Source organism: Clostridium sp. MCC344 (assembly GCF_018785365.1).
Taxonomy (GTDB): domain Bacteria; phylum Bacillota; class Clostridia; order Lachnospirales; family Lachnospiraceae; genus Pilosibacter.
Genome location: NZ_WQPQ01000056.1, coordinates 129,431 through 151,230 on the forward strand (window position 1 = coordinate 129,431; position 21,800 = coordinate 151,230).

The following is a 21,800-nucleotide window of genomic DNA, read 5'->3' on the forward strand; positions in this document are numbered from 1 at the left end:
TCGCCAAGGTCTCGTGCAAGCGCGGACTTTGGTTCGTTGTTCGCATAAATAGAAAAGCCCGGGGAATTATGATCCCCGGGTTTTTCGTATGATGCTTCGCAAGGAAGCGCCTGATTTTTTTAGAATTTACCTTCATCAGCAGCCTGCTGTACGGAAACAGCAACAGCAACGGTAGCGCCGACCATCGGGTTGTTGCCCATACCGATCAGACCCATCATCTCAACGTGAGCCGGAACGGAGGAGGAACCTGCGAACTGTGCGTCGGAGTGCATACGTCCCATGGTATCTGTCATACCGTAGGAAGCCGGACCTGCTGCCATGTTATCCGGGTGAAGAGTACGGCCTGTGCCGCCGCCGGATGCTACGGAGAAGTACTTCTTGCCTTTCTCTACGCATTCCTTCTTGTATGTACCTGCAACCGGATGCTGGAAACGGGTCGGGTTGGTGGAGTTACCGGTGATGGAAACGTCTACGCCCTCTTTCCACATGATCGCAACGCCCTCTGTTACGTCGTTAGCGCCGTAGCAGTTTACTTTTGCACGCGGGCTCTCCGGATCTGTGGAGTAGCATTTGCGGAAAACTTCCTCAACTTCGCCTGTGTAGTAGTTCATCTTTGTCTCAACATAAGTAAAGCCGTTGATACGGGAGATGATCTGTGCAGCGTCTTTTCCGAGACCGTTTAAGATAACACGGAGTGGTTTTTTACGAACTTTGTTTGCTTTCTCAGCGATACCGATCGCGCCCTCAGCGGCTGCGAAGGACTCGTGACCTGCGAGGAAGCAGAAGCAGTCTGTGTCCTCTTCCAGGAGCATTTTTCCGAGGTTGCCGTGTCCGAGACCAACTTTTCTCTGGTCAGCAACGGAACCCGGGATACAGAAAGCCTGAAGACCTTCACCGATCGCAGCAGCAGCGTCTGCGGCACGGCGGCAGTTCTTCTTGATTGCGATTGCAGCGCCTACTGTGTAAGCCCAGCATGCGTTCTCGAAACAGATCGGCTGGATCTTCTTTACCTGGTCATATACGTTAAGGCCTGCATCCTTTGTGATCTTCTCAGCTTCTTCAATGGATGCGATGCCATAGCTGTTTAAAACGGAATTGATCTTGTCAATTCTTCTCTCATAGGATTCAAATAATGCCATTGTTTTCTTCTCCTTCCAATCATTCCTGACGCGGGTCAATGATCTTCACTGCATCTGCTACGCGGCCGTACTGACCTTTTGCTTTTTCGTAAGCAGTTGTCGGATCGTCGCCTTTTTTGATGAAGTCGGTCATCTTGCCGAGGTTTACAAACTGGTAGCCGATGATCTGGTCATCAGCGTCAAGAGCGATACCGGTAACATAACCTTCTGCCATCTCGAGGTAACGCGGACCTTTCTTTAAAGTACCGTACATCGTACCAACCTGGGAACGAAGACCTTTACCGAGATCCTCAAGACCAGCGCCGATCGGAAGACCTTCCTCGGAGAATGCACTCTGGGTTCTTCCGTAAACGATCTGGAGGAAGAGCTCTCTCATTGCTGTATTGATCGCATCACAGACAAGGTCTGTGTTTAATGCTTCAAGAATTGTTCTGCCCGGAAGGATCTCTGCTGCCATAGCTGCGGAGTGAGTCATACCGGAACATCCGATGGTTTCCACAAGAGCCTCCTGAATGATACCTTCCTTTACATTCAGGGTCAGCTTACAGGCACCCTGCTGCGGAGCGCACCAGCCAATACCGTGTGTCAGACCGGAAATATCTTTGATTTCCTTGGACTGTACCCATTTCGCTTCCTCCGGGATCGGAGCTGCGCCATGGTTTACGCCCTGCGCAACCGTGCACATCTGTTCTACTTCATGTGAATAAATCATGTTGAGACTCCTTTCAATATATGGTTTTTAATGCTCGTTAAAAAAATCACATCATACCCGTTCCATTTTCTCACAAAAATGAAGTTTCGTCCATACCTTTTTCCAAAATATTCAGGTTTTGGGAAGGAATTTCAACAGAAAAAAGAACCTCCCCGGGTAGGAATAAGAATGGGATTTCTTATTGCGAAACACATTCTATATAGCGGAAAAACGATGGATCAAACCAATGAAATCCTGTTCATACAGGAGAAGAGAAAAGAGATTGTAAACCCGGGATTTCAGCGTTATACTAAAAGGAACGAAATGTGATCGGGGCGGCGGTCAGATCCTGCCTGGTGCGGGAAACGATCGGCGGCTCATGTAAAAAATAACGAGGTGGATCAATGAACCTTCATGAGGATGCAAAGATGAAAATCGAACGGAAGGAAGAGCAGGAACTGGAAATTCTCGGAGAGATCCTGGAAGCGTATGTCGATACGCCGATCAAAAAGGATGCGTTTCTGATCGGAGATCTTGGTCTCGATTCCTTTCTGATTGTATATTTTATATCGGAAGTAGACGACCGTTTCGGCGCTGCGATCGAGATGCCGGAACATGTGGAGTATATGACGGTCCAGGATGTGCTGGATCAGTTAAACGGGAGAAAGTGACCGGCCAAAAAGGTGTGAAGCCGCAGCCGGATACCGGAAAGCGGCTCGTACAGCAGAACCGGAGGACAGGAGAAAATACATATGGAAAAAACACTGGAAGAGAAAAAAGAACTTGCTGCGAAGGTGATCGCGGCATTAAAAAAAGAGTATCCGGATGCGGACTGCACGCTGGATTACAACGAAGCATGGAAACTTTTGGTCAGCGTGCGCCTGGCGGCCCAGTGCACGGATGCGAGAGTCAATGTGGTCGTTCAGGATCTCTATAAAAAATTCCCGGATGTGAAATCGCTGGCGGAAGCGGATGTGAACGAGATCGAGGAGATCGTCCGTCCCTGCGGACTCGGGAAGAGCAAGGCGCGCGATATCAGCGCCTGCATGAAGATCCTCTGGGAACAGTATCATGGAAATGTGCCGGATGACTTTGACGCACTCTTAAAACTCCCGGGCGTCGGAAGAAAGAGTGCGAACCTCATCATGGGTGATGTCTTCGGAAAACCGGCGATCGTCACCGATACCCACTGCATCCGCCTGACAAACAGGATTGGTCTCGTGGACGGGATCAAGGACCCGAAAAAAGTTGAGATGGCGCTCTGGAAGATCATTCCGCCGGAGGAAGGAAATGATTTCTGCCACCGCCTCGTGGAACATGGACGGGCTGTCTGCACTGCGCGAACAAAGCCGTACTGTGACAGGTGCTGCCTGGCGGAGTTCTGCGAGAAGAACGGGGTCGAGTAAAGAAGGTCTGAACTGCCATGAATCCGAACGGAACTATCGGTGGCAGATCGTGTAAATGAATATAAAGAAAGGTCAGAATGGAAAGGCGTCCATTCTGACCTTTTTGGTATCAGGATTCGTTTTTGCGATCGTGCAGTGGGAAATCAGGAACTCTGACCTAGTTTGCCGTCTCGTTCTCAAATTTCTCCATGTATTTTTCCTGAATCAGCTTTACGAGTTCCGGAGCTTTTCCGCCGATCGGAGTTCCGTTCATCTCGCAAGCCGGAGAGCAGAATTTTGTGGAGCTGGAGACTATGATCTCATCGGCATCCATGAGTTCCGCCATTGTGAACGGTGTCTCATCGACCGGGATCCCGTTGTCTTTGCAGATCTGGATGATGTGCATTCTTGTGATGCCCGGGAGGATGTAGTGGTCGGTCGGGTGAGTCTTGAAGATCCCATCTTTGATGATGGAGACATTGCTGTGGGCGCACTCGGTGACAACATCGCCGCGGTGGAAGACGCATTCCCCGCATCCCATGGACTCGGCTTTCTCAGCAGCCATAACGTTCACAAGGAGGTTTAAGGTCTTGATGTTGCAGTGAAGGAACCGGGTATCCTCAACATCGGTGAGCTTCAGGCGTTTGCTGGAATCTGCCGGTTTTCCCGGTTTCATAAAGATCCAGAGATTCGGTTTTGTGCCTTTTTCCGGGAACTGGTGCTGGCGGATGCCGGTTCCGCGGGTCATCTGCCAGTAGATGAAGATATCGCTGTCGTCCATCTTCGCGAGCATGTCATAGAGGATCGCGGTCAGTTCTTCCCGTGTATAAGGAATCTCGATCCTGAGAAGGCCCGCACTGTTGAAAAAGCGGTCGAGATGTTCTTTTAAGGCGAAGATCTTTCCGTTTCTTGCAAGTGTTGCTTCATATACACCGTCCCCGAAGTAGCAGGCACGGTCATTCATCGGCACGGTCATCTCCTCGAGAGGACCGAATTTCCCATTGTAATATCCAAGTGTTTTCATAATGATTTCCTCCTGAATTCAAGTGGTTGCGGCACAAGGGCAGGGCTTGTTCCCTTTGTGGTATCATAGCATGAAACGCGGGCGTTGTAAAGAATATGGGGTGAACAGGGTTGTGGAAACTTCATAAAAAGTTCGGAAATCTTTCGTTGTAATATGGCATATTTTCCGGTATAATAGGAATGATCATGAAAAGAAACCACCTGTGCAGAAATGGGTGGCGAGCATAATATTGAAGGAAAGTGCAGGAAATTACCAATGAACATCAGTATGAACCCAAATGGTGAACTGTACCAGTCGGCTGTCAACGCGCCGGGAGCGATCGATATCCCGGAGAGCTTTTTAAATGAGGCACGTCAGTTCCGGGAGTTAAATATGCGCTACGCATGCGCGATCCGGGAAGTGAAGACGAAATTGGAAGTATTGAACGACGATCTCGCAGTTCGGAATCAGAGAAACCCGATCCAGATGATCAAATCCCGAGTGAAAAAGCCGGAGAGCATCATCGAAAAACTCCACAGAAGAGGATTCCCGATCTCCGTAGAGTCGGTGCGGGAAAATCTCTACGATGTGGCGGGGATCCGCGTGATCTGTTCGTTTGTGGATGATATCTATACCGTCGCCGAGATGCTGGCGCGACAGGATGATATCAACGTTCTCATGGTAAAAGACTATATCCGCTGCCCGAAGGTCAACGGATACCGCAGCTACCATATGATCATCGAAGTTCCGGTATTCTTCTCCGACCGGAGGGAAAACATGCGCGTGGAGGTCCAGATCCGGACGATCGCGATGGACTTCTGGGCAAGTCTGGATCATCAGATGAAGTATAAGAAGGATGTGGAAGATGCGAGTGAGATCAGCGATGAACTGAAAGAGTGTGCAGAGGTGATCGCACAGACGGATCTTAAAATGCTGGCGCTTCGCCGGAAAATCGAAGACCGTGAAAGCAGGGAAAATCCCCTCAAGTTTGATAAAGATCTGCCGTAGGCCGAAAAGAACAGCCGGCAGCAGATGCAAAAAAGAGAAGAGCGGGCAGACGACAAAAGAAAGCTGAGGAAAAAGCTGTTTGTCGAATGCGTCCTTAATAGAGATAGCAGCACAGGGTTTCGGTGATCCGGAACCCTGTTTTTTTGTACAGGGCAAGAGCCGGAGTGTTATTTCCGGCAACCTGAAGGAGGACCGGACGTTTATGATCACCAGAAGCACCGGTGCGGGATGAAACCGCGACCGGGGTGTCGGAAACAGTCCGACCGGTGTAAAGATCCGTCAGGAGATTTTCGGTGTCTGAAAACAGTCCTACAAGGACAGTTTGTAAAAATGAGGTTCCGTATCCTTTTCCACGCTGCGATCTTTCCACTTCAAAACCGTAGAGATAGTAGTGGGACGGGAAGACAGAAAAATTTACGATGGCATGTCCGGATCGAAAACAGAGTGTCAGGGTCCCGTCGATATCCAGAGTTTCGAGCTGAACATCGGTGAGAAAGCCGGATGGTGCAGCCGCAGATTCCGCATGGTCAGTTCGCCGGACAGCAGTAGAAAAATCCTCCGGCAGCAGCTCCATCATATGTTCCTCAGAGTCCTGTTCCGCTCCGATCGCCTCAAGGACAGCGGCAGTGTTCCGGTCTTTCTGATCCACATAGAAGAGCAGTTCGGAATCCTCTGGAAGTTCCTGGATCCCCTGATCCAGAAGCGCAGAGAAGAGTCCCTGACCGCGGAATTCCGGGTCTGTAAAGGCGGAGCACTCAAACAGAAGGTCGTCCACCGGAACAAAAGCGATGGCGGAGACGATGCGCCCGTCGTATTCAGAAAAAAGAAACAGGGATGCATCCTCAAAAGGGAAAGAGAGCGAGGTGTGATCGTGAGCTGTGCATGTATTTACCATGGTTTGGATCTGGTCTTTCCGGAAAGAATCTAAAGAAGAGACGCAGTATGATTTCATCATAAACCTCCTGTAACTAAGTGGAAAAATCGGTGAAAAACATTCCCTTTCAGGAACAAAGTATGTGGATCCGGCGGGAGTTTTATCTGCCGGGGATAAAAATGCAGAAGTGAAATGCGGAAGAGAGACAAATTCCGCACCATAGAATCACTGCCGCCATCGTGTTCAGATGAAGATAAGTATATACAGAAAAATACTTCAATTCAAGGAATTTTCCGTGTTTTTTTCTATTGCCGCCATGCAAACGGGGTGATAAAATGGTTCCTAGTCTCAAAAATGGTTGGACCATTTTATACTGTCTCTCCGCAAGCCTGCGAAGATCGCAGAAAACAGAGACAGAATCTGACAACAGGAGGAAAACAAAAATGAAGTACGTGAAAGAAATTGTGATCATTTTCGGGATCACGATGGTGGGGGAACTCTTGAATATGTTCATTCCGCTGCCGGTTCCCGCCGGAGTGTATGGACTGTTCATTCTTCTCGGCGGTTTATGCACGAAAGTGATCTCCCTTTCTGATGTGGAAGTGACGGGAAACCTGCTTCTGGATCTGATGCCGGTTATGTTTATTCCGGCCGCTGTCGGGATCATCGATAAGATCGAAGAGTTAAAAGCCATTATGATCCCGATGCTCATCATCACCTTTGTGACCACTTTCATCGTCATGACCATCACCGGCAAGACGGCAGAGTGGATCATCAAGAGACAGAAAAAGAGGGAGAAATAGAAATGTCATTGTACTTTGGAGTATTTATCAGTCTGTTCGCATACCTGATCGGTATGAAGTTAAAGAAAAAATTCGGATGGCCAGTGTTAAACCCGCTGCTCGTCGCGATCATCCTTGTGATCGCATTCTTAAAAGCGACCGGGATCAGCTATACCGATTACAACACAGGTGCATCCTATATCAGTTATTTTTTGACACCGTCAACGGTTTGTCTTGCAATTCCACTGTATAAGCAGTTAGAATTATTAAAGAAGAACCTGACAGCAGTCGCAGCAGCGATCACAGCCGGAGTCATCGGAAGTGTCGTCAGCGTCTATGTGATGTCCATGATCTTCCGTCTGGAACATGTCCACTATGTTTCCCTGCTTCCGAAGTCCATCACGACAGCGATCGGAATGGGAGTATCGGAGGAAGCCGGCGGGATCGTGACGATGACGATCGTCAGCATCATCCTGACGGGAATCCTCGGTAATATCGTTGCAGATGGCTGGTTTAAGCTTGTCGGCATCAAGGAACCGATCGCGAAAGGACTGGCACTCGGAACTTCCGCGCATGCGATCGGAACCGCAAAGGCGCTGGAGCTCGGCGAGGTCGAAGGTGCGATGAGCAGCCTGTCGATCGCGGTAGCAGGCCTTATGACGGTCGTTGCAGTGCCGATCATGTCAGGATTGCTCTAAAATAAAAAGTGCAAAAGGAGAGAAAACCATGGCTGAGAGAGTAAAGAAACGTTCAGAGATCAGAGAACAGGATACCTGGAAACTGGAGGACATGATCGCATCGCCGGAGAAGTTTGAAGAACTTGCGGACGGAGTGGAAGAGCGGATCCCGGGGTATGAGACATACCGGGGAAAACTCGGAAGTTCGGCAGATCTGCTTAAAAGTTACCTGGAATTTGATGAATCGATGGATGAGACGATCTCTCTCCTCTATGCGTATGCGATGCAGAAACGCGATCAGGATACCTCTGTCAGCGAGAATCAGGCACTGGTGTCCAGAGTCCAGTCTCTTGCGGTAAAAGCAATGGCTGCTTCGTCCTTCGCCCAGCCGGAGATCCTGGAGATCCCGGATGAGACGATGAACGGATTCCTGGAAACGGATGAGTTAAAGGCGTATAAACTCCAGATCGAACGTCTGCTCGCGAAAAAACCGCATATGCTTTCAGAGAAGGAGGAAGCAATCTTAGCGTCTGCTTCCGAGATCGCGCACACTCCGTCATCGGTATTCTCCTTATTTAATAATGCAGATTTGAAATTTGACCCGGTTGAGGACGAGAACGGGGAACTCGTTGAGGTGACCCACGCGAGATACGGGAAACTTATCGAGAGCAAAAAGCGGAGTGTCAGAGAGGCGGCTTTCCATTCCCTCTACAAAGGATACCGCCAGTTTGCGAACACGATCGCGGCAACCTACGAGGGAAATGTCAAGCAGGGAAATTTCTATGCGAGAATGCGTCAGTATCCGTCGGCAAGAGCCATGTACCTTGCGGAAAACGAGATCCCGGAGCGTGTTTACGATAACCTCCTGGAATCAGTCCATGATGCGCTCCCGCTGCTGCACCGGTATATGGGATTCCGGAAAAAATGCCTGGACATTCCGGAGCTGCACATGTATGATCTCTACGTGCCGCTCACGGATGAGTATGAGAAAACGTACTCCTATAAAGAGGCACAGGAACTGATCCTGAAGGCATTAAAACCTCTCGGAGAGGAATATTTAAACCTCTTAAAGAATGGTTTCGGGAACCGCTGGATCGATGTCTATGAAAATGAGGGAAAGCGGAGCGGAGCCTACTCGAACTGCGTTTACGGCGTGCATCCGTACGTGCTGATGAGCTTTGACGGAACGCTGGATTCCGTCCTCACCCTGGCACATGAGATGGGACATTCGATCCACTCCTGGTACTCCAATGCCAACCAGACCTACACGTATGCCGGATATAAGATCTTTGTGGCGGAGGTTGCATCGACCTGCAATGAGATCCTGATCTTAAACTATATGATCAATGAGACGAAGGACAGGAAGGAGAAGTTTTACCTCATCAACCAGCTCGCTGAGCGTTTCCGCACAACGCTGTTCCGCCAGGCGATGTTCGCGGAATTTGAGGCAGAGACTTACCGGCTTTCCTGGAGCGGGACTCCTCTCACAAAAGATTTGCTCTGCAGTCTTTACCATGAGCTGAATTCGGAGTATTATGGAGAAGAGACTGTGATCGATGAGGACATTGATCATGAGTGGGAGCGGATCCCACACTTCTACATGCAGTTTTATGTCTACCAGTACGCGACAGGATTTTCCGCGGCGATGGCGATCGCAAGGCGGATCCTTTCTGGGGACGAAAAGACAAAAGAAGGTTATTTCCGGTTCTTAAAGGGCGGATGCTCAAAGACGCCGGTGGAGCTTTTAAAGTTAGTCGGGCTTGACATGGAAAAGCCGGATGTCGTCAATGAGGCGATGAAGGTGTTTGAAGGACTCATCAAAGAGTTGGAAGGTTCCTTTTCATGAACGGAAATTTTCTGAACTGAAAATTCCGTGTGATCAGCTGCGGGGCGGATCTTGTCAGACCGTCTTCCGGACTGAATTGGTGAGGAGCGGACCGGAGTGGATGGAAAAAAGGAATTGACAGTTTTGCCGGATCTGGCGATCGATCATCCGGCATGAGGGGAAGAGGCGAGCGGTTATGAGTATTTATGAGGCGATTTTTAACAGATGTTCGGTCCGCGAGTATGAGATGGAGAAACTTGCACCGGGACGGCTGGAGGCGCTGGAGCGGTATCTGAAAAATATCGCGCTCCTCGATGAGGAGAAAACGGTAAAATTTGAGATCATAGACAATTCAGACGGAAAGCGGAAGATCCATGGTCTCTGGAAGGTCGAGGCGCCGTACTATCTTGCCGTCTATTGCGGGAATGACCAGCTGTCCGTGCGGAATGCCGGATATGCGGCTGAGCAGGCAGTCCTTTACCTCACATCAAAGGAACTCGGAACCTGTTATCTCGGGGCGACGAAGGCCGGAGAGGAGAAAAAAGACGGTCTGAAACGTTTCCTCGTGATCGCGTTCGGACGGGCTGCGGGACGCCCGTCCCGCGATTCTTCCCTGGCTCACCGCGCTTCCCTTGCGGCGCTCTGCGCGTTCAAGGACGAACCGGGGGAGCAGGTGAAGGCGATCCTGCGTGCCGCGAGACTCGCTCCGTCCTCATTCAATTCCCAGCCATGGCGCTTTGTCGTCTATTCGGACCGGATCTATATCTTTGCGAAAAAAACACTCCCGTTTTCCGGAAAAGAAAAGCGCGCCTTTAAGGAATTCAACATCGGCATCATGCTCTCCCACATCATGCTGGCCGCCGAGGAGCTCTGGATGAACATGGAGACCCAGGTGGAAGACCAGTTCGCGAAGAAAGATTACAAGAACGGGGAATACGTCTGTACGATCATGTTCCACAGTTGATAAAAGTATAAAAACAGAGAACGGCAGCTGGCGTGGGTACCAGGTGCCTAAGATGCGCACTCGCGCGAAGATGAAGGTTGTCGCAGGCGACCGCGCTCGGCGCGAGAATGTGCCGAGGCACATTCCATTTTGTTTAGCAAATGAATTGAACATCATAACGATGCAGAAAAAGACTTCTGTCACAATATTTGAAAAATCTTTGCAAAATGCGGAAATTTTTTCAGAACCTATATTTTTACTTGAAACAGAAAAACTCTTATGCTAAAATTGGTAAGAATAAGGTGTTTTAGAAACGTAACTACATCGGAGGAGGAAACTATGATCAGTCAGCTCATACAGAAGATTCAGAAGACAAAGGCACCGATCTGCGTCGGTCTTGACCCTATGTTAGGTTATATCCCGAACCATATTGTACAGAGAGCATTCAAGGACTTCGGCGAGACCATGGAAGGCGCTGCCGAGGCTGTATGGCAGTTTAATAAAGAAATTATCGATAACACTTATGATTTGATTCCCTCAGTGAAACCGCAGATTGCAATGTATGAGCAGTTTGGCATTGAGGGTCTTAAAATATATGCCCGCACGATCGAGTATTGCCAGAACAAGGGACTCCTTGTGATCGGCGATGTCAAGAGAGGCGATATCGGATCCACTTCCTCCGCGTATGCAGTTGGACATATCGGAAGCGTAAAAGTCGGAAGCAACGTATGCCGTGGCTTCAATACAGACTTCATTACCGTAAATCCGTACCTCGGAACAGACGGCATCAAACCGTTCGTCAATGTCTGCAACGATGAAGACAGAGGACTTTTTGTTCTCGTTAAAACCTCCAACCCGTCCAGCGGTGAGTTCCAGGACCGTCTTGTAGACGGAAGACCTCTCTATGAGTTAGTCGCTGAGAAGGTCGTTGAGTGGGGCGAAGCGAGCATGGACGGCGATTACAGCAACGTCGGTGCGGTTGTCGGCGCTACTTATCCGGAGATGAGCAAGATCTTAAGAAAGCTCATGCCGAAGACTTATTTCCTGGTACCGGGTTACGGTGCACAGGGCGGTACTGCGAAAGACTTAATGCACTGCTTTAACGAAGATGGACTCGGAGCTGTCGTAAACTCCTCCCGTGGTATCATCGCAGCTTATAAGCAGGAGAAATATGCGAAATTCGGTCCGGAGCACTTTGCAGAGGCATCCAGACAGGCCGTTATCGACATGATCGCAGATATCAATTCTGTATTATAAATGAAAAAACGCAATTGTTCAGAAAAGTATTGTAACCAGAAAAGCTGTACAACTGCGGAATGATCCACATTGAAAAAATAATCATCAGCCATGGCCATTCGTCCGTGGCTGATGTGTTGTAATAAGGAGGGAACCATGGCACAGAAAAAAGTAAACGCTGTGATCCACAGCCAGGAGAAGCTGGCGGAGGGGATCTACAGCATGTGGCTTGACGCACCGGAGATGGCAGAAGCGGCTGTTCCGGGACAGTTTATCGCTGTTTACACAAATGACCCGTCAAAACTTCTTCCGCGTCCGATCAGTATCTGTGAGGCGGACAAGGAGAATGGAAGACTTCGGATCGTTTACCGCATCGCGGGAGCCGGCACAAAGGAGTTTTCCGAATGCAAGGCAGGCGATACCCTGGATATTATGGGGCCGTTGGGAAATGGATTCCCTTTAAAGAAGAAAAAGGCATTCCTGATCGGCGGAGGGATCGGAATCCCGCCGATGCTGGAACTCGCGAAGAACCTGGACTGCGAAAAGACAGCAGTCATCGGTTACAGAGATCAGGAGACCTTCCTTGCGGACGAGCTTCGCAAATATGCTGATGTTGTGATCGCAACGGAGGACGGAAGCGTCGGAACAAAAGGAAATGTCATCGATGCGATCCGCGCGGAGAAGCTCACCGCGGATATCATCTACGCATGCGGACCGACTCCGATGTTAAAGGCACTGAAAGCCTATGCGATGGAGAACGGGATCGAGTGTTACATTTCCCTGGAAGAGAAGATGGCGTGCGGGATCGGTGCCTGTCTTGGCTGCGTATGCCACAGCAAAGACATCGATGAGCACAGCAACGTGAGAAACAAGAGGATCTGCAAGGACGGTCCGGTCTTCCGCGCCGAAGAGGTAGAGCTCCTGACTCCGGACGAGCAGCGCGAGCGCATCGCCTCCGGCATCATGATCAAAAAGGAGGAACAGGCATGAATACAAAAGTAACACTGGCCGGTGTGGAGTTAAAGAACCCGGTGATGACCTGTTCCGGTACCTTTGGTTCCGGTATGGAATACGGCGAGATGATCGACCTTGACCGTCTCGGAGCTGTTGTGACAAAGGGAATCGCAAATGTTCCGTGGCCGGGAAATCCGACTCCGCGTGTGACGGAAGTTTACGGCGGAATGTTAAATGCGATCGGTCTTCAGGGACCGGGTGTTGATGTTTTCATGAAGCGCGACGTTCCGTTTTTAAGACAGCATGATACAAAGATCATCGTCAATGTCTGCGGAAAGTCCGAGAGCGACTATGTGGACGTTGTGGAGCGCCTTGCGGACGCCGACGTGGACATGCTCGAGATCAACATCTCCTGCCCGAATGTAAAGGAAGGCGGGATCGCGTTCGGTCAGGATCCGAAATGCGCGGAGCAGATCACAAAGGCAGTCAAAAAGGTTGCAAAGCAGCCGGTGATCATGAAACTTTCCCCGAACGTGACCGACATCGCGGAGATGGCAAGAGCCGTTGAGGCAGGCGGAGCGGACGTGGTATCCCTGATCAATACGATCACGGGTATGAAGATCGACATCAATAAGCGGACCTTCGCGCTGGCAAACAAGACCGGCGGTATGTCCGGTCCGGCGATCAAACCGGTCGCTGTCCGCATGGTATATCAGGTTGCGAACGCAGTAAAGATCCCGGTAATCGGAATGGGCGGCATCATGACAGCTGAGGACGCGCTGGAGTTCATCCTCGCGGGCGCGACAGCCGTGTCCGTCGGAACCGCGAACTTCATCAACCCGGATACAACGATCCAGGTGATCGAGGGAATTGAGGCATATATGAAGAAGTACGGCGTGGAGGACATCCACGAGCTGATCGGCGCCGTACACTGAACATAATGATCGCATTCCTGCACGGCAGGGACGCCATCTGACAAAAAGCCGGCAGATAACGATATCGGAAATCTGCGAAACAGTATATTATCTTGAAAGGAATGGATGAAAAATGGAAAAGTACAAGCAGGAATTTATCGAATTCATGGTTGATTGCGGCGTATTAAAATTTGGAGACTTCGTGACAAAGAGCGGAAGAAAGACCCCGTTCTTCGTAAACACAGGATTCTATCGCACAGGCGCTCAGCTTCGCAAGCTCGGCGAGTACTATGCGAAAGCGATCAATGACACATTTGGAACAGACTTCGATGTTCTCTTCGGACCGGCTTACAAGGGAATCCCGCTGACTGTTGCGACCAGCATGGCGATCAACGAGCACTTCGGCGCAGACATCAAATACTGCTCCAACAGAAAAGAAGTAAAAGATCACGGCGACAAGGGAATCCTTCTTGGCAGCCCGATCGCTGACGGTGACAAGGTTGTGATCATCGAGGATGTAACAACAGCAGGTACTTCCATCGAGGAGACTCTTCCGATCATCAAGGCACAGGGCGATGTCGATGTTCTCGGTCTTGTTGTCTCTGTTGACCGCTGCGAGAGAGGAAAAGGCGAGAAATCCGCACTCACAGAGATCCAGGAGAAATACGGTTTCCGCACAACAGCGATCGTAACCATGAAGGAAGTCGTTGAGCACCTTTACAATAAGGAGTACAAGGGAAAAGTGATCATTGACGATACATTAAAAGCAGCGATCGACGCATACTATGAGCAGTATGGTGTAAAATAATAAAGGAGCGGTTCTATGGAAAAGATTTATAAGACCATGAGAAACACAGGCGCAGCGAGCATCGCGGTCGGAATCATCGTTGCATCTGTCGGACTTGCTGCCGGGATCATCGCGATCGTGAACGGCGCACTGCTTCTTAAGAGAAAATCAGATATTACTTTCTAAAAAATTGATTTCAGGGAAAGATGATGCAGCGGGAGATGCGGCTGAAATGGCGGCATCTCCTTTCCTGCTTTTCTCCCGTAAGGTCCGGTTCTGCAAGAAATGCGAAAAGAATGCGGGAAAGCACCTGCCCGGGAACGGGAGAAAATAAAAATGGAGAAGTTTGAAGATGAAAAAACACAGACATCGGATTCTTGGGGCGGTCATTTTCGTCCTGTATCTGGTTCTGCTGACATATTTCCTGTTTTTCGCCGAAGAAATGGGGCGCAGCCCCGACGCAAGGGCCGAATATTCCTACAACCTGACCCTTTTTAAAGAGATTCGGCGTTTTATTTTATACAGGGACATTCTTGGCTGGCGCGCGGTATTTTTAAATATTTTCGGCAACGTGCTGGCGTTTATGCCGTTTGGCTTTTTTTTGCCGGTCATCTGGGAGCGGACGAGACACTGGTATATCACCGTGATCTTAAGCTTTGCCATGAGTCTCACCGTGGAAACGATGCAGCTCGTCGGCAAGGTTGGAAGTTTCGATGTGGATGATCTGCTCTTAAATACCATCGGCGGTTTTGTCGGGTATATTATTTTTGCCCTTGCGAAAGGCGTGTGGGAGAGATACAGTGGAACGAATCGGAAATAAAGTATCGTATATAAAAAAGCCGCTGGCAAAAAACAGTTTTGTGGCGGCGGGACTTGTGGCGGCGGCGCTTCTTTTTTACGCCGCGGCCATCGGTTTTTCCTATCACACCCAGGGGAATGCGCCGCTTGCGGCAGCAGCTCTGGGTTTTTGCAGTATTATCACTGCGGTATCATCGGTGGTCTACGGGATCTTCGCGATGATGGAGAAGGAGAAAAATTACATTCTGGCGAAGATCTGTCTCGCGGCGGCGGGGATCCTGCTGCTCGTGTGGGCACTGATGATCGTATTTGCTCTGTAATGAAATGGAGGCATGAGACATGGAACAAGATCTGATCAGAGAGCGCTATGACCTTTCCATGGCGCGGATCCGGGATTTTCTGACGGAAGAGACAGTACCGGAAGTTTACCGGGATTATTTTAAAAAGGTGACGGAGCTCATCATTCAGTGCGGCGAAGTCCTGAAGGCAAAGAAAGACGGAAGTCTTGACAAGATGACTCTGGAAGAGGGGAGAGCCTTAAATCAGAAGCTCTATGCGGACGTTCTCCCGGGAGCTTATGAGACAAGTTATGCGAATCCGGCTTATGCTGTGCAGACGCTCGGAGAGGAGTATGGAAAGCTTCTTTCTTATCTCTATGCGGAGATCCGTGCGGACATCGTCTATGCATTTGAGGGGCGTGTTCTCGATCTCGTGATCGGAAACGAGGCGCTGATCGAGATCTACAACCTGTTTGAGGGCGAGGCGCTTCCGGCGGCGAAGGAGATCAAGGACGTCCTCTACTGGAGTGCGAGCGATTACTGTGATGTGACATTGACTTACCGTGTGCGGGAAAGTGTCGATCCGACGCTTGATTTTGCGAAGAAGATCATCATGGAGAGTGATCTCTCGGATCTTTCTTACCTGTACCGCTTCGGCGAGTATATCTCCCCGGAGGAGGAAAAGATAGCGGCGTTCTTAAACAGCCTGCCGGAGGAAGAGATCAGGAAGATGGCGGATACCTATACAGACGGATATATCCGCGGGTTTGAGGTCATGGGACGTGATCTCGCAAAGAAGGAAACGGCGGCAATCCGGTATCCGGTCGGAATGGAGCGTATGGTTCGCCAGGCGGTGAAGAATTTCGAGGCAGCAGGTCTTTCTGTGATCTTCCCGCGAGGTGCGGTCGGCAGCATCAACCGGAATCCGGCGGGGCGCGGCGGCTATACATCGTCTTCCCCGAACAGACAGTACGACTATGATCACCGGTATGACAGCGCGGTCTATATGGACAAGGCGTTCCGTGACCGGAAGATCGGCGTTTTGAAGACGGCGTATGAACAGTATAAGGAGGACGCGGCTGTCTATGCGGGACCGGCGGTCATCGAGACGTTCGGTGAGACGGGATTTGAGCCGGTGAACAAGCCGGAGGCGTGGGCGTTTACGGAGAAACAGCAGAATCTTTATCTGGAGTACCGGAATCTTTCCATGCCGGTCGTGAACGAGTATATTCCGGGAGATGAGACGAGCTTCACGATCATCGCATTCCCGGTTCCGGCGATCGGGGAACACTTCCCGGAAATATTTAAAGAGACGATCCGGATCAACACTCTGGACTACGAGCTTTACCGTGATATGCAGCAGAAGATCATCGATGTGCTCGATACGGCAGAGTATGTGGAAGTGATCGGAAAAGGTGAGAACCGGACGAACATGCAGGTACGTCTGGCGGCCCTTTCTGATCCGGAAAAGCAGACGAAGTTTGAGAACTGCGTGGCCGATGTGAATATTCCTCTCGGTGAGGTGTTCACTTCCCCGAAGCTTGCGGGGACGAACGGAATCTTAAATGTGGGAACAGTCTATATCGGAGATATCCAGTACCGGAATCTGCTGATGGAGTTCAAAGATGGACGTGTGGTTTCTGCAGTCTGCGACAACTTTGCGGAAAATGGGGAGATCGATAAAGAGGCGGGACACCGCCTGATCGTGCAGGGGATCATGAATGGACATGAGATCCTGCCGCTCGGCGAGTTTGCGATCGGAACGAACACGACAGCGTATGCGATGGCGGAGAAGTTTGGGATCCTGGACCGGCTGCCGATCCTGATCGTGGAGAAGATGGGACCGCATTTTGCGGTCGGTGATACTTGTTACAGCTGGTCGGAGGACAGTCCGATGTATAATCCGGATGGGAAAGAGATGATCGCACGGGACAATGAGGTTTCAATCTTGCGGAAGGAAGATGTCTCGAAGGCGTATTTCGGAGTGCATACGGATATTACGATCCCATATAAGGAGCTGGAGAGGATTTCGGCTGTGCGTGAGGATGGGACGAAGGTGGATCTGATCCTTGATGGGAGATTTGTGCTGGCGGGTCTGGATGAGTTGAACAGGCCGCTGGGGGAGGAGTAAGATCGCTTTTTAAGTTGAAATGGGTGCCTTTGGAGGTGCAGGTGGGCTGCATGTTCGGGGGCACCTTTTTTGTGTATTGGCGAGGGTACGCGGTGAGCTTCCGGGCTGGAGTGCACAGGGATGCGGGGATGGTTCCTCTAAGCCTGCAGGTGACTGCTAAGGGCGAAAACAAGACGACACAACTCGCTGCGCTCAGACAAGTGTCGTCTTGTTTTCAACGCAGTCACCCGCGGGCTAAGAGGAAGCCAGATCCCCGGATCAAGGCACTCCAGCCCGGAAGCTCACCGCTGGGATGTGGCAGAGATTGCGCTCGCGCGGGGCGCATCGCTGAGAGATGCGGCAGATGTATGCTCGCGTGGGGCGCATCGCTGAGGAGTGGCAGGAATAAGATTGGAGGGACGCTCGTGCGGGGATGTGGCAAAATCTACGATTCCCACTTGACGTGCATGGAAAAACCTTGTATTATGATTGATAAGGAATTATTGTTATTCAAATGCTATATATTAGTGAAACTTATCAATATTTGTTACACTCATAAGGAGAAAAGACAATGGCAAAAGTTGGAATTGTAATGGGCAGTGACTCTGATATGCCGGTTATGGCGCAGGCTGCCGAGGTACTGGAACAGTTTGGGATTGATTTTGAGATGACGATCATTTCCGCACACAGGGAGCCTGATACTTTCTTTGAGTATGCGAAGAGTGCTGAGAGCAGGGGCATGAAGGTGATCATTGCCGGTGCAGGTAAGGCGGCTCATCTTCCGGGAATGTGTGCAGCGATCTTCCCGCTTCCGGTTATCGGAATCCCGATGAAGACTTCTGACCTTGGCGGGGTGGATTCCCTCTATTCGATCGTGCAGATGCCGTCCGGGATCCCGGTTGCAACGGTAGCGATCAACGGCGGAAAGAATGCTGGTATTCTTGCTGCAAAGATCCTTGCGGCTTCGGATGCGGATCTCCTTGAAAAGTTAAAGGCTTATTCTGAGAAGATGAAGACGGAAGTGGAGAGCAAGGCGGAGAAGCTCGACAATATCGGATATAAGGAGTATCTTGCTTCCATGAAGAAGTGATCGGATGATACCACTATCCCAAACCATGAATAAGCAGCCGTTTTGCGCAGGAAAATGAGCAGAGTATGGCTGTTTTAGGAAATTGCAGGAGCACGAAGTGTGGAACAATACGGTATCAGGGGGCAAAAAATTTTGCACACGATATCATCTGATATAGAAAAATTAAGGAAAGGAAAAGCTATCATACATCTTTTGGATGTCTGCGATAGCCGGGAATACATATGGATTACAAGAAAGCCGGAGTTGATATTGAGGCTGGTTACAAGTCTGTGGAGCTGATGAAAGAGCATGTGAAGAAGACGATGCGTGAGGAAGTTTTAGGTGGTCTTGGAGGATTTTCCGGTGCTTTTTCTCTTGCAAAGATCAAGGATATGGAGGAGCCGGTTCTTCTTTCCGGTACGGACGGATGCGGAACGAAGGTAAAGCTTGCGATGATCATGGACAAGCACGACACGATCGGTATCGATGCAGTTGCGATGTGTGTGAATGATATCGCATGTGCGGGCGGCGAGCCGTTATTCTTCCTGGACTATATTGCATGCGGCAAGAACTATCCGGAGAAGATCGCGGATATCGTCAAGGGTGTTGCAGACGGCTGTCTCCAGTCCGAAGCTGCTCTGATCGGCGGTGAGACTGCGGAGCATCCGGGTCTGATGGCTGAGGATGAGTATGATCTTGCCGGTTTTGCGGTTGGCGTCTGCGATAAGAAGGAGATGATCACAGGTGAGAATCTCCAGCCGGGTGATGTCCTGATCGGAATGGCTTCCACGGGTGTTCATTCCAACGGTTTTTCTCTTGTACGCAAGGTTTTTGAGAAAGAGATGACAAAAGAGGGCTTAAATACCTATTATGATGAGCTTGGAAAGACTCTCGGCGAGACGCTTCTTGCTCCGACAAGGATCTATGTAAAGGCTTTAAAGAACGTAAAGAATGCAGGTGTTACGATCAAGGCGTGCAGCCATATCACAGGCGGCGGTTTCTATGAGAATGTTCCGCGTATGTTAAAGGATGGCGTCCGTGCGGTGATCCACAAGGACAGCTATCTGATCCCGCCGATCTTCCCGATGATGCAGCAGAAGGGTGAGATCGATGAGAAGATCATGTACAACACGTTCAACATGGGAATCGGTATGGTCGTTGCAGTCGCTGAGGAGGATGTCCGTGCGGCGATGGCAGCCATGAAGGCAGCGGGAGATACCCCGTATATCATTGGTTCCATCGAGGCAGGAGAAAAGGGAGTGACCTTATGTTAAGAGTCGGCGTTCTCGTTTCCGGAGGAGGAACAAATCTTCAGGCGATCCTCGATGCGATCGATGCGGGTACGATCCGCAATGCGAAGGTGGAGGTCGTGATCAGCAACAATGCGGGTGCATTTGCCTTAGAACGCGCGAAAAAGCACGGGATCCCGGCAGAATGCCTGTCCCCGAAGGAGTTTGCGTCCAGAGAGGAATTTAATGAGGCGCTTGTCGCGAAGATCGATTCCTACCATCTGGATCTGATCGTGCTGGCCGGATACCTGGTAAAGATCCCGGCGGCTATGATCGAAAAATACAGAAATAAGATCATCAATATCCATCCGTCCCTGATCCCGTCCTTCTGCGGTGTCGGCTTTTACGGACTGAAGGTCCACGAGGCTGCGCTTGCGAGAGGCGTAAAGATCACCGGTGCGACGGTGCATTTTGTGGATGAGGGAATGGATTCCGGTCCGATCATCCTGCAGAAAGCGGTTGAAGTGGAAAAAGGCGATACGCCGGAGGTTCTTCAGCGCCGTGTCATGGAGCAGGCGGAGTGGAAGATCCTTCCGAAGGCGATCGACATGATCGCGAACCACGAGATCTGATCGTATCTGTCCTGGCTGATATGTATTTTTACATGTTGCCAGGACAGTCGGCTTATGTCATAGGGAAGTTTACAGGAGGAAGAATAGATGAAGGTTTTAATCGTTGGAAGCGGCGGAAGAGAGCATGCGATCGCATGGAAGGTCGCCCAGAGCAAAAAAGTCGACAAGATCTACTGTGCGCCGGGCAATGCCGGAATCTCCGAGGTGGCGGAGTGCGTGCCGATCGGAGCCATGGAATTTGATAAATTAGTTGCATTTGCAAAAGAGAAAGAGATCGACCTGACCGTGATCGGAATGGATGATCCGCTCGTCGGTGGGATTGTGGATGTCTTCGAGAAAGAGGGACTCCGCGTATTCGGACCGAGAAAGAATGCGGCGATCCTTGAGGGCTCAAAGGCATTCTCCAAGGACCTCATGAAGAAATATCATATCCCGACAGCCGCTTATGAGACATTCACAGACCCGGAGAAGGCGCTGGAGTATCTTGAGACGGCGAAGATGCCGATCGTCTTAAAAGCGGACGGTCTTGCGCTCGGAAAGGGCGTTCTGATCTGCCAGACATTGGAAGAGGCAAAAGAGGGCGTGAAGACGCTCATGATGGATAAGAAATTCGGCTCCGCAGGGGATGAGATCGTCATCGAGGAGTTTATGACCGGCCGTGAGGTTTCCGTTCTGTCCTTTGTGGATGGAAATATCGTGAAGATCATGAGTTCCGCCCAGGACCACAAGCGTGCAAAGGACGGCGACCAGGGCTTAAATACAGGCGGTATGGGAAACTTCTCCCCGAGCCCGTTCTACACGGAGGAAGTCGATGAATTCTGCAAAAAGTACATCTACCAGCCGACCGTTGATGCGATGAAGGCAGAGGGAAGACCGTTCAAGGGCGTGATCTTCTTCGGACTGATGCTGACACCGGAGGGACCGAAGGTCTTGGAGTATAACGCGAGATTCGGCGATCCGGAGGCGCAGGTTGTTCTTCCGAGACTGGAGAACGATATCGTGGACGTCTTTGAGGCGTGCATCGACGGAACGCTCGATAAGGTAGACTTAAAGTTCGACAATGATCGTGCGACGGTCTGCGTTATCCTTGCATCCGACGGCTACCCGGTCGAGTACAAAAAGGGATTCCCGATCGAAGGACTTGAGAAGTTCAAGGGAAAAGACGACTATTATGTCTTCCACTCCGGAACAAAATTCAACGACAAAGGCCAGATCGTCACAAACGGCGGCCGTGTCCTCGGTGTGACCGCAACCGGAAAAGACCTGAAGGAAGCCAGAAAGAAAGCCTATGAGGCGACGGAGTGGGTTTCCTTTGAGAATAAGTATATGAGACATGATATTGGACGGGCGATCGACGAGGCGTAAGTGATCCGGAAAATTTTCTGGATCTGCAGGATCAGAAGAAAAATGACAGATTGATATTGAGAAAACCGGCGATGAATAAATCTTCGCCGGTTTTTCTGCTC

At 50.4% G+C, this 21,800-nt stretch carries 23 protein-coding genes; 19 read left to right on the forward strand and 4 right to left on the reverse strand.

Annotated features, from left to right (window positions below; genetic code table 11):
- Positions 1–119: 119 nt before the first annotated feature.
- Entirely contained in the window at positions 120–1,139 is a 1,020-nt protein-coding gene (locus GPK90_RS12620; RefSeq protein ID WP_118298533.1) for a GGGtGRT protein, read from the reverse strand.
- Between the two features lie 19 nt (positions 1,140–1,158).
- A complete protein-coding gene (locus tag GPK90_RS12625; RefSeq protein WP_118298532.1) occupies positions 1,159–1,851 on the reverse strand; it encodes an iron-sulfur cluster assembly scaffold protein in 693 nt (230 codons plus the stop codon).
- A 407-nt stretch (positions 1,852–2,258) separates the two neighbouring features.
- Here GPK90_RS12625 and GPK90_RS12630 point away from each other — a divergent pair, with 407 nt between their 5' ends.
- Both GPK90_RS12630 and GPK90_RS12635 read left to right on the forward strand, forming a co-directional pair.
- Positions 2,259–2,501 (forward strand): acyl carrier protein, encoded by a 243-nt coding sequence (locus GPK90_RS12630; protein WP_182426547.1) that lies wholly within the window; start codon positions 2,259–2,261, stop codon positions 2,499–2,501.
- 81 nt (positions 2,502–2,582) lie between these two features.
- Positions 2,583–3,236, forward strand: coding sequence for an endonuclease III domain-containing protein (locus tag GPK90_RS12635; protein WP_118298529.1), 654 nt, complete (start codon positions 2,583–2,585; stop codon positions 3,234–3,236).
- 157 nt (positions 3,237–3,393) lie between these two features.
- On the opposite strand, the gene GPK90_RS12640 is transcribed toward GPK90_RS12635, so the two are convergent.
- Positions 3,394–4,239, reverse strand: a complete 846-nt coding sequence (locus tag GPK90_RS12640; RefSeq protein ID WP_118529482.1) for a D-amino acid aminotransferase — start codon at positions 4,237–4,239, stop codon at positions 3,394–3,396.
- A 255-nt stretch (positions 4,240–4,494) separates the two neighbouring features.
- Here GPK90_RS12640 and GPK90_RS12645 point away from each other — a divergent pair, with 255 nt between their 5' ends.
- Positions 4,495–5,226, forward strand: coding sequence for a GTP pyrophosphokinase (locus GPK90_RS12645; protein WP_118298527.1), 732 nt, complete (start codon positions 4,495–4,497; stop codon positions 5,224–5,226).
- 94 nt (positions 5,227–5,320) lie between these two features.
- Here the strand turns inward: GPK90_RS12645 and GPK90_RS12650 are convergent, their stop codons facing one another.
- A complete protein-coding gene (locus GPK90_RS12650; protein ID WP_215703143.1) occupies positions 5,321–6,181 on the reverse strand; it encodes a GNAT family N-acetyltransferase in 861 nt (286 codons plus the stop codon).
- Between the two features lie 362 nt (positions 6,182–6,543).
- Here GPK90_RS12650 and GPK90_RS12655 point away from each other — a divergent pair, with 362 nt between their 5' ends.
- The 16 genes from GPK90_RS12655 to purD all read left to right on the forward strand — a co-directional run bounded on the left by GPK90_RS12655 (position 6,544) and on the right by purD (position 21,699).
- Positions 6,544–6,903, forward strand: a complete 360-nt coding sequence (locus GPK90_RS12655) for a CidA/LrgA family protein (RefSeq protein WP_118529483.1) — start codon at positions 6,544–6,546, stop codon at positions 6,901–6,903.
- Between the two features lie 2 nt (positions 6,904–6,905).
- Positions 6,906–7,580 carry an LrgB family protein gene (locus GPK90_RS12660; protein ID WP_118298524.1) on the forward strand — a complete coding sequence of 225 codons (675 nt, stop codon included), beginning with the start codon at positions 6,906–6,908 and terminating at the stop codon, positions 7,578–7,580.
- A 28-nt stretch (positions 7,581–7,608) separates the two neighbouring features.
- The gene (gene pepF / locus GPK90_RS12665; protein ID WP_215703144.1) at positions 7,609–9,405 is read left to right on the forward strand and encodes an oligoendopeptidase F; all 1,797 of its coding nucleotides are present in this window, start codon (positions 7,609–7,611) and stop codon (positions 9,403–9,405) included.
- 175 nt (positions 9,406–9,580) lie between these two features.
- Complete coding sequence (locus GPK90_RS12670; protein ID WP_215703145.1) at positions 9,581–10,348, forward strand: nitroreductase family protein; 768 nt, start codon at positions 9,581–9,583, stop codon at positions 10,346–10,348.
- A gap of 318 nt (positions 10,349–10,666) precedes the next feature.
- Positions 10,667–11,584 (forward strand): orotidine-5'-phosphate decarboxylase, encoded by a 918-nt coding sequence (pyrF, locus tag GPK90_RS12675; protein ID WP_118298521.1) that lies wholly within the window; start codon positions 10,667–10,669, stop codon positions 11,582–11,584.
- A gap of 135 nt (positions 11,585–11,719) precedes the next feature.
- Complete coding sequence (locus tag GPK90_RS12680; RefSeq protein WP_118298520.1) at positions 11,720–12,553, forward strand: dihydroorotate dehydrogenase electron transfer subunit; 834 nt, start codon at positions 11,720–11,722, stop codon at positions 12,551–12,553.
- Positions 12,550–13,452 (forward strand): dihydroorotate dehydrogenase, encoded by a 903-nt coding sequence (locus tag GPK90_RS12685; RefSeq protein ID WP_118298519.1) that lies wholly within the window; start codon positions 12,550–12,552, stop codon positions 13,450–13,452. Before GPK90_RS12680 ends, GPK90_RS12685 begins: the two co-directional genes overlap by 4 nt.
- A 112-nt stretch (positions 13,453–13,564) precedes the next feature.
- A complete protein-coding gene (gene pyrE, locus GPK90_RS12690) occupies positions 13,565–14,239 on the forward strand; it encodes an orotate phosphoribosyltransferase (RefSeq protein ID WP_118298518.1) in 675 nt (224 codons plus the stop codon).
- Between the two features lie 15 nt (positions 14,240–14,254).
- Positions 14,255–14,404, forward strand: a complete 150-nt coding sequence (locus GPK90_RS12695) for a hypothetical protein (protein ID WP_182426546.1) — start codon at positions 14,255–14,257, stop codon at positions 14,402–14,404.
- A gap of 166 nt (positions 14,405–14,570) precedes the next feature.
- A complete protein-coding gene (locus GPK90_RS12700; RefSeq protein ID WP_215703146.1) occupies positions 14,571–15,038 on the forward strand; it encodes a VanZ family protein in 468 nt (155 codons plus the stop codon).
- On the forward strand, positions 15,019–15,336 hold the full coding sequence (locus GPK90_RS12705) for a calcium:proton exchanger (protein WP_118529487.1): 318 nt from the start codon (positions 15,019–15,021) through the stop codon (positions 15,334–15,336). The genes GPK90_RS12700 and GPK90_RS12705 overlap by 20 nt, the downstream gene beginning before the upstream one ends.
- Positions 15,337–15,355: 19 nt before the next feature.
- On the forward strand, positions 15,356–17,425 hold the full coding sequence (locus GPK90_RS12710) for an aminopeptidase (protein ID WP_215703147.1): 2,070 nt from the start codon (positions 15,356–15,358) through the stop codon (positions 17,423–17,425).
- 550 nt (positions 17,426–17,975) lie between these two features.
- Complete coding sequence (gene purE / locus GPK90_RS12715) at positions 17,976–18,494, forward strand: 5-(carboxyamino)imidazole ribonucleotide mutase (RefSeq protein ID WP_215703148.1); 519 nt, start codon at positions 17,976–17,978, stop codon at positions 18,492–18,494.
- Positions 18,495–18,715: 221 nt separating this feature from the next.
- Positions 18,716–19,747, forward strand: a complete 1,032-nt coding sequence (gene purM / locus GPK90_RS12720; RefSeq protein WP_118298513.1) for a phosphoribosylformylglycinamidine cyclo-ligase — start codon at positions 18,716–18,718, stop codon at positions 19,745–19,747.
- Complete coding sequence (purN, locus tag GPK90_RS12725) at positions 19,741–20,334, forward strand: phosphoribosylglycinamide formyltransferase (protein WP_118298512.1); 594 nt, start codon at positions 19,741–19,743, stop codon at positions 20,332–20,334. Before purM ends, purN begins: the two co-directional genes overlap by 7 nt.
- Before the next feature lie 87 nt (positions 20,335–20,421).
- A complete protein-coding gene (gene purD, locus GPK90_RS12730; protein ID WP_118529490.1) occupies positions 20,422–21,699 on the forward strand; it encodes a phosphoribosylamine--glycine ligase in 1,278 nt (425 codons plus the stop codon).
- Positions 21,700–21,800 lie beyond the last annotated feature (101 nt).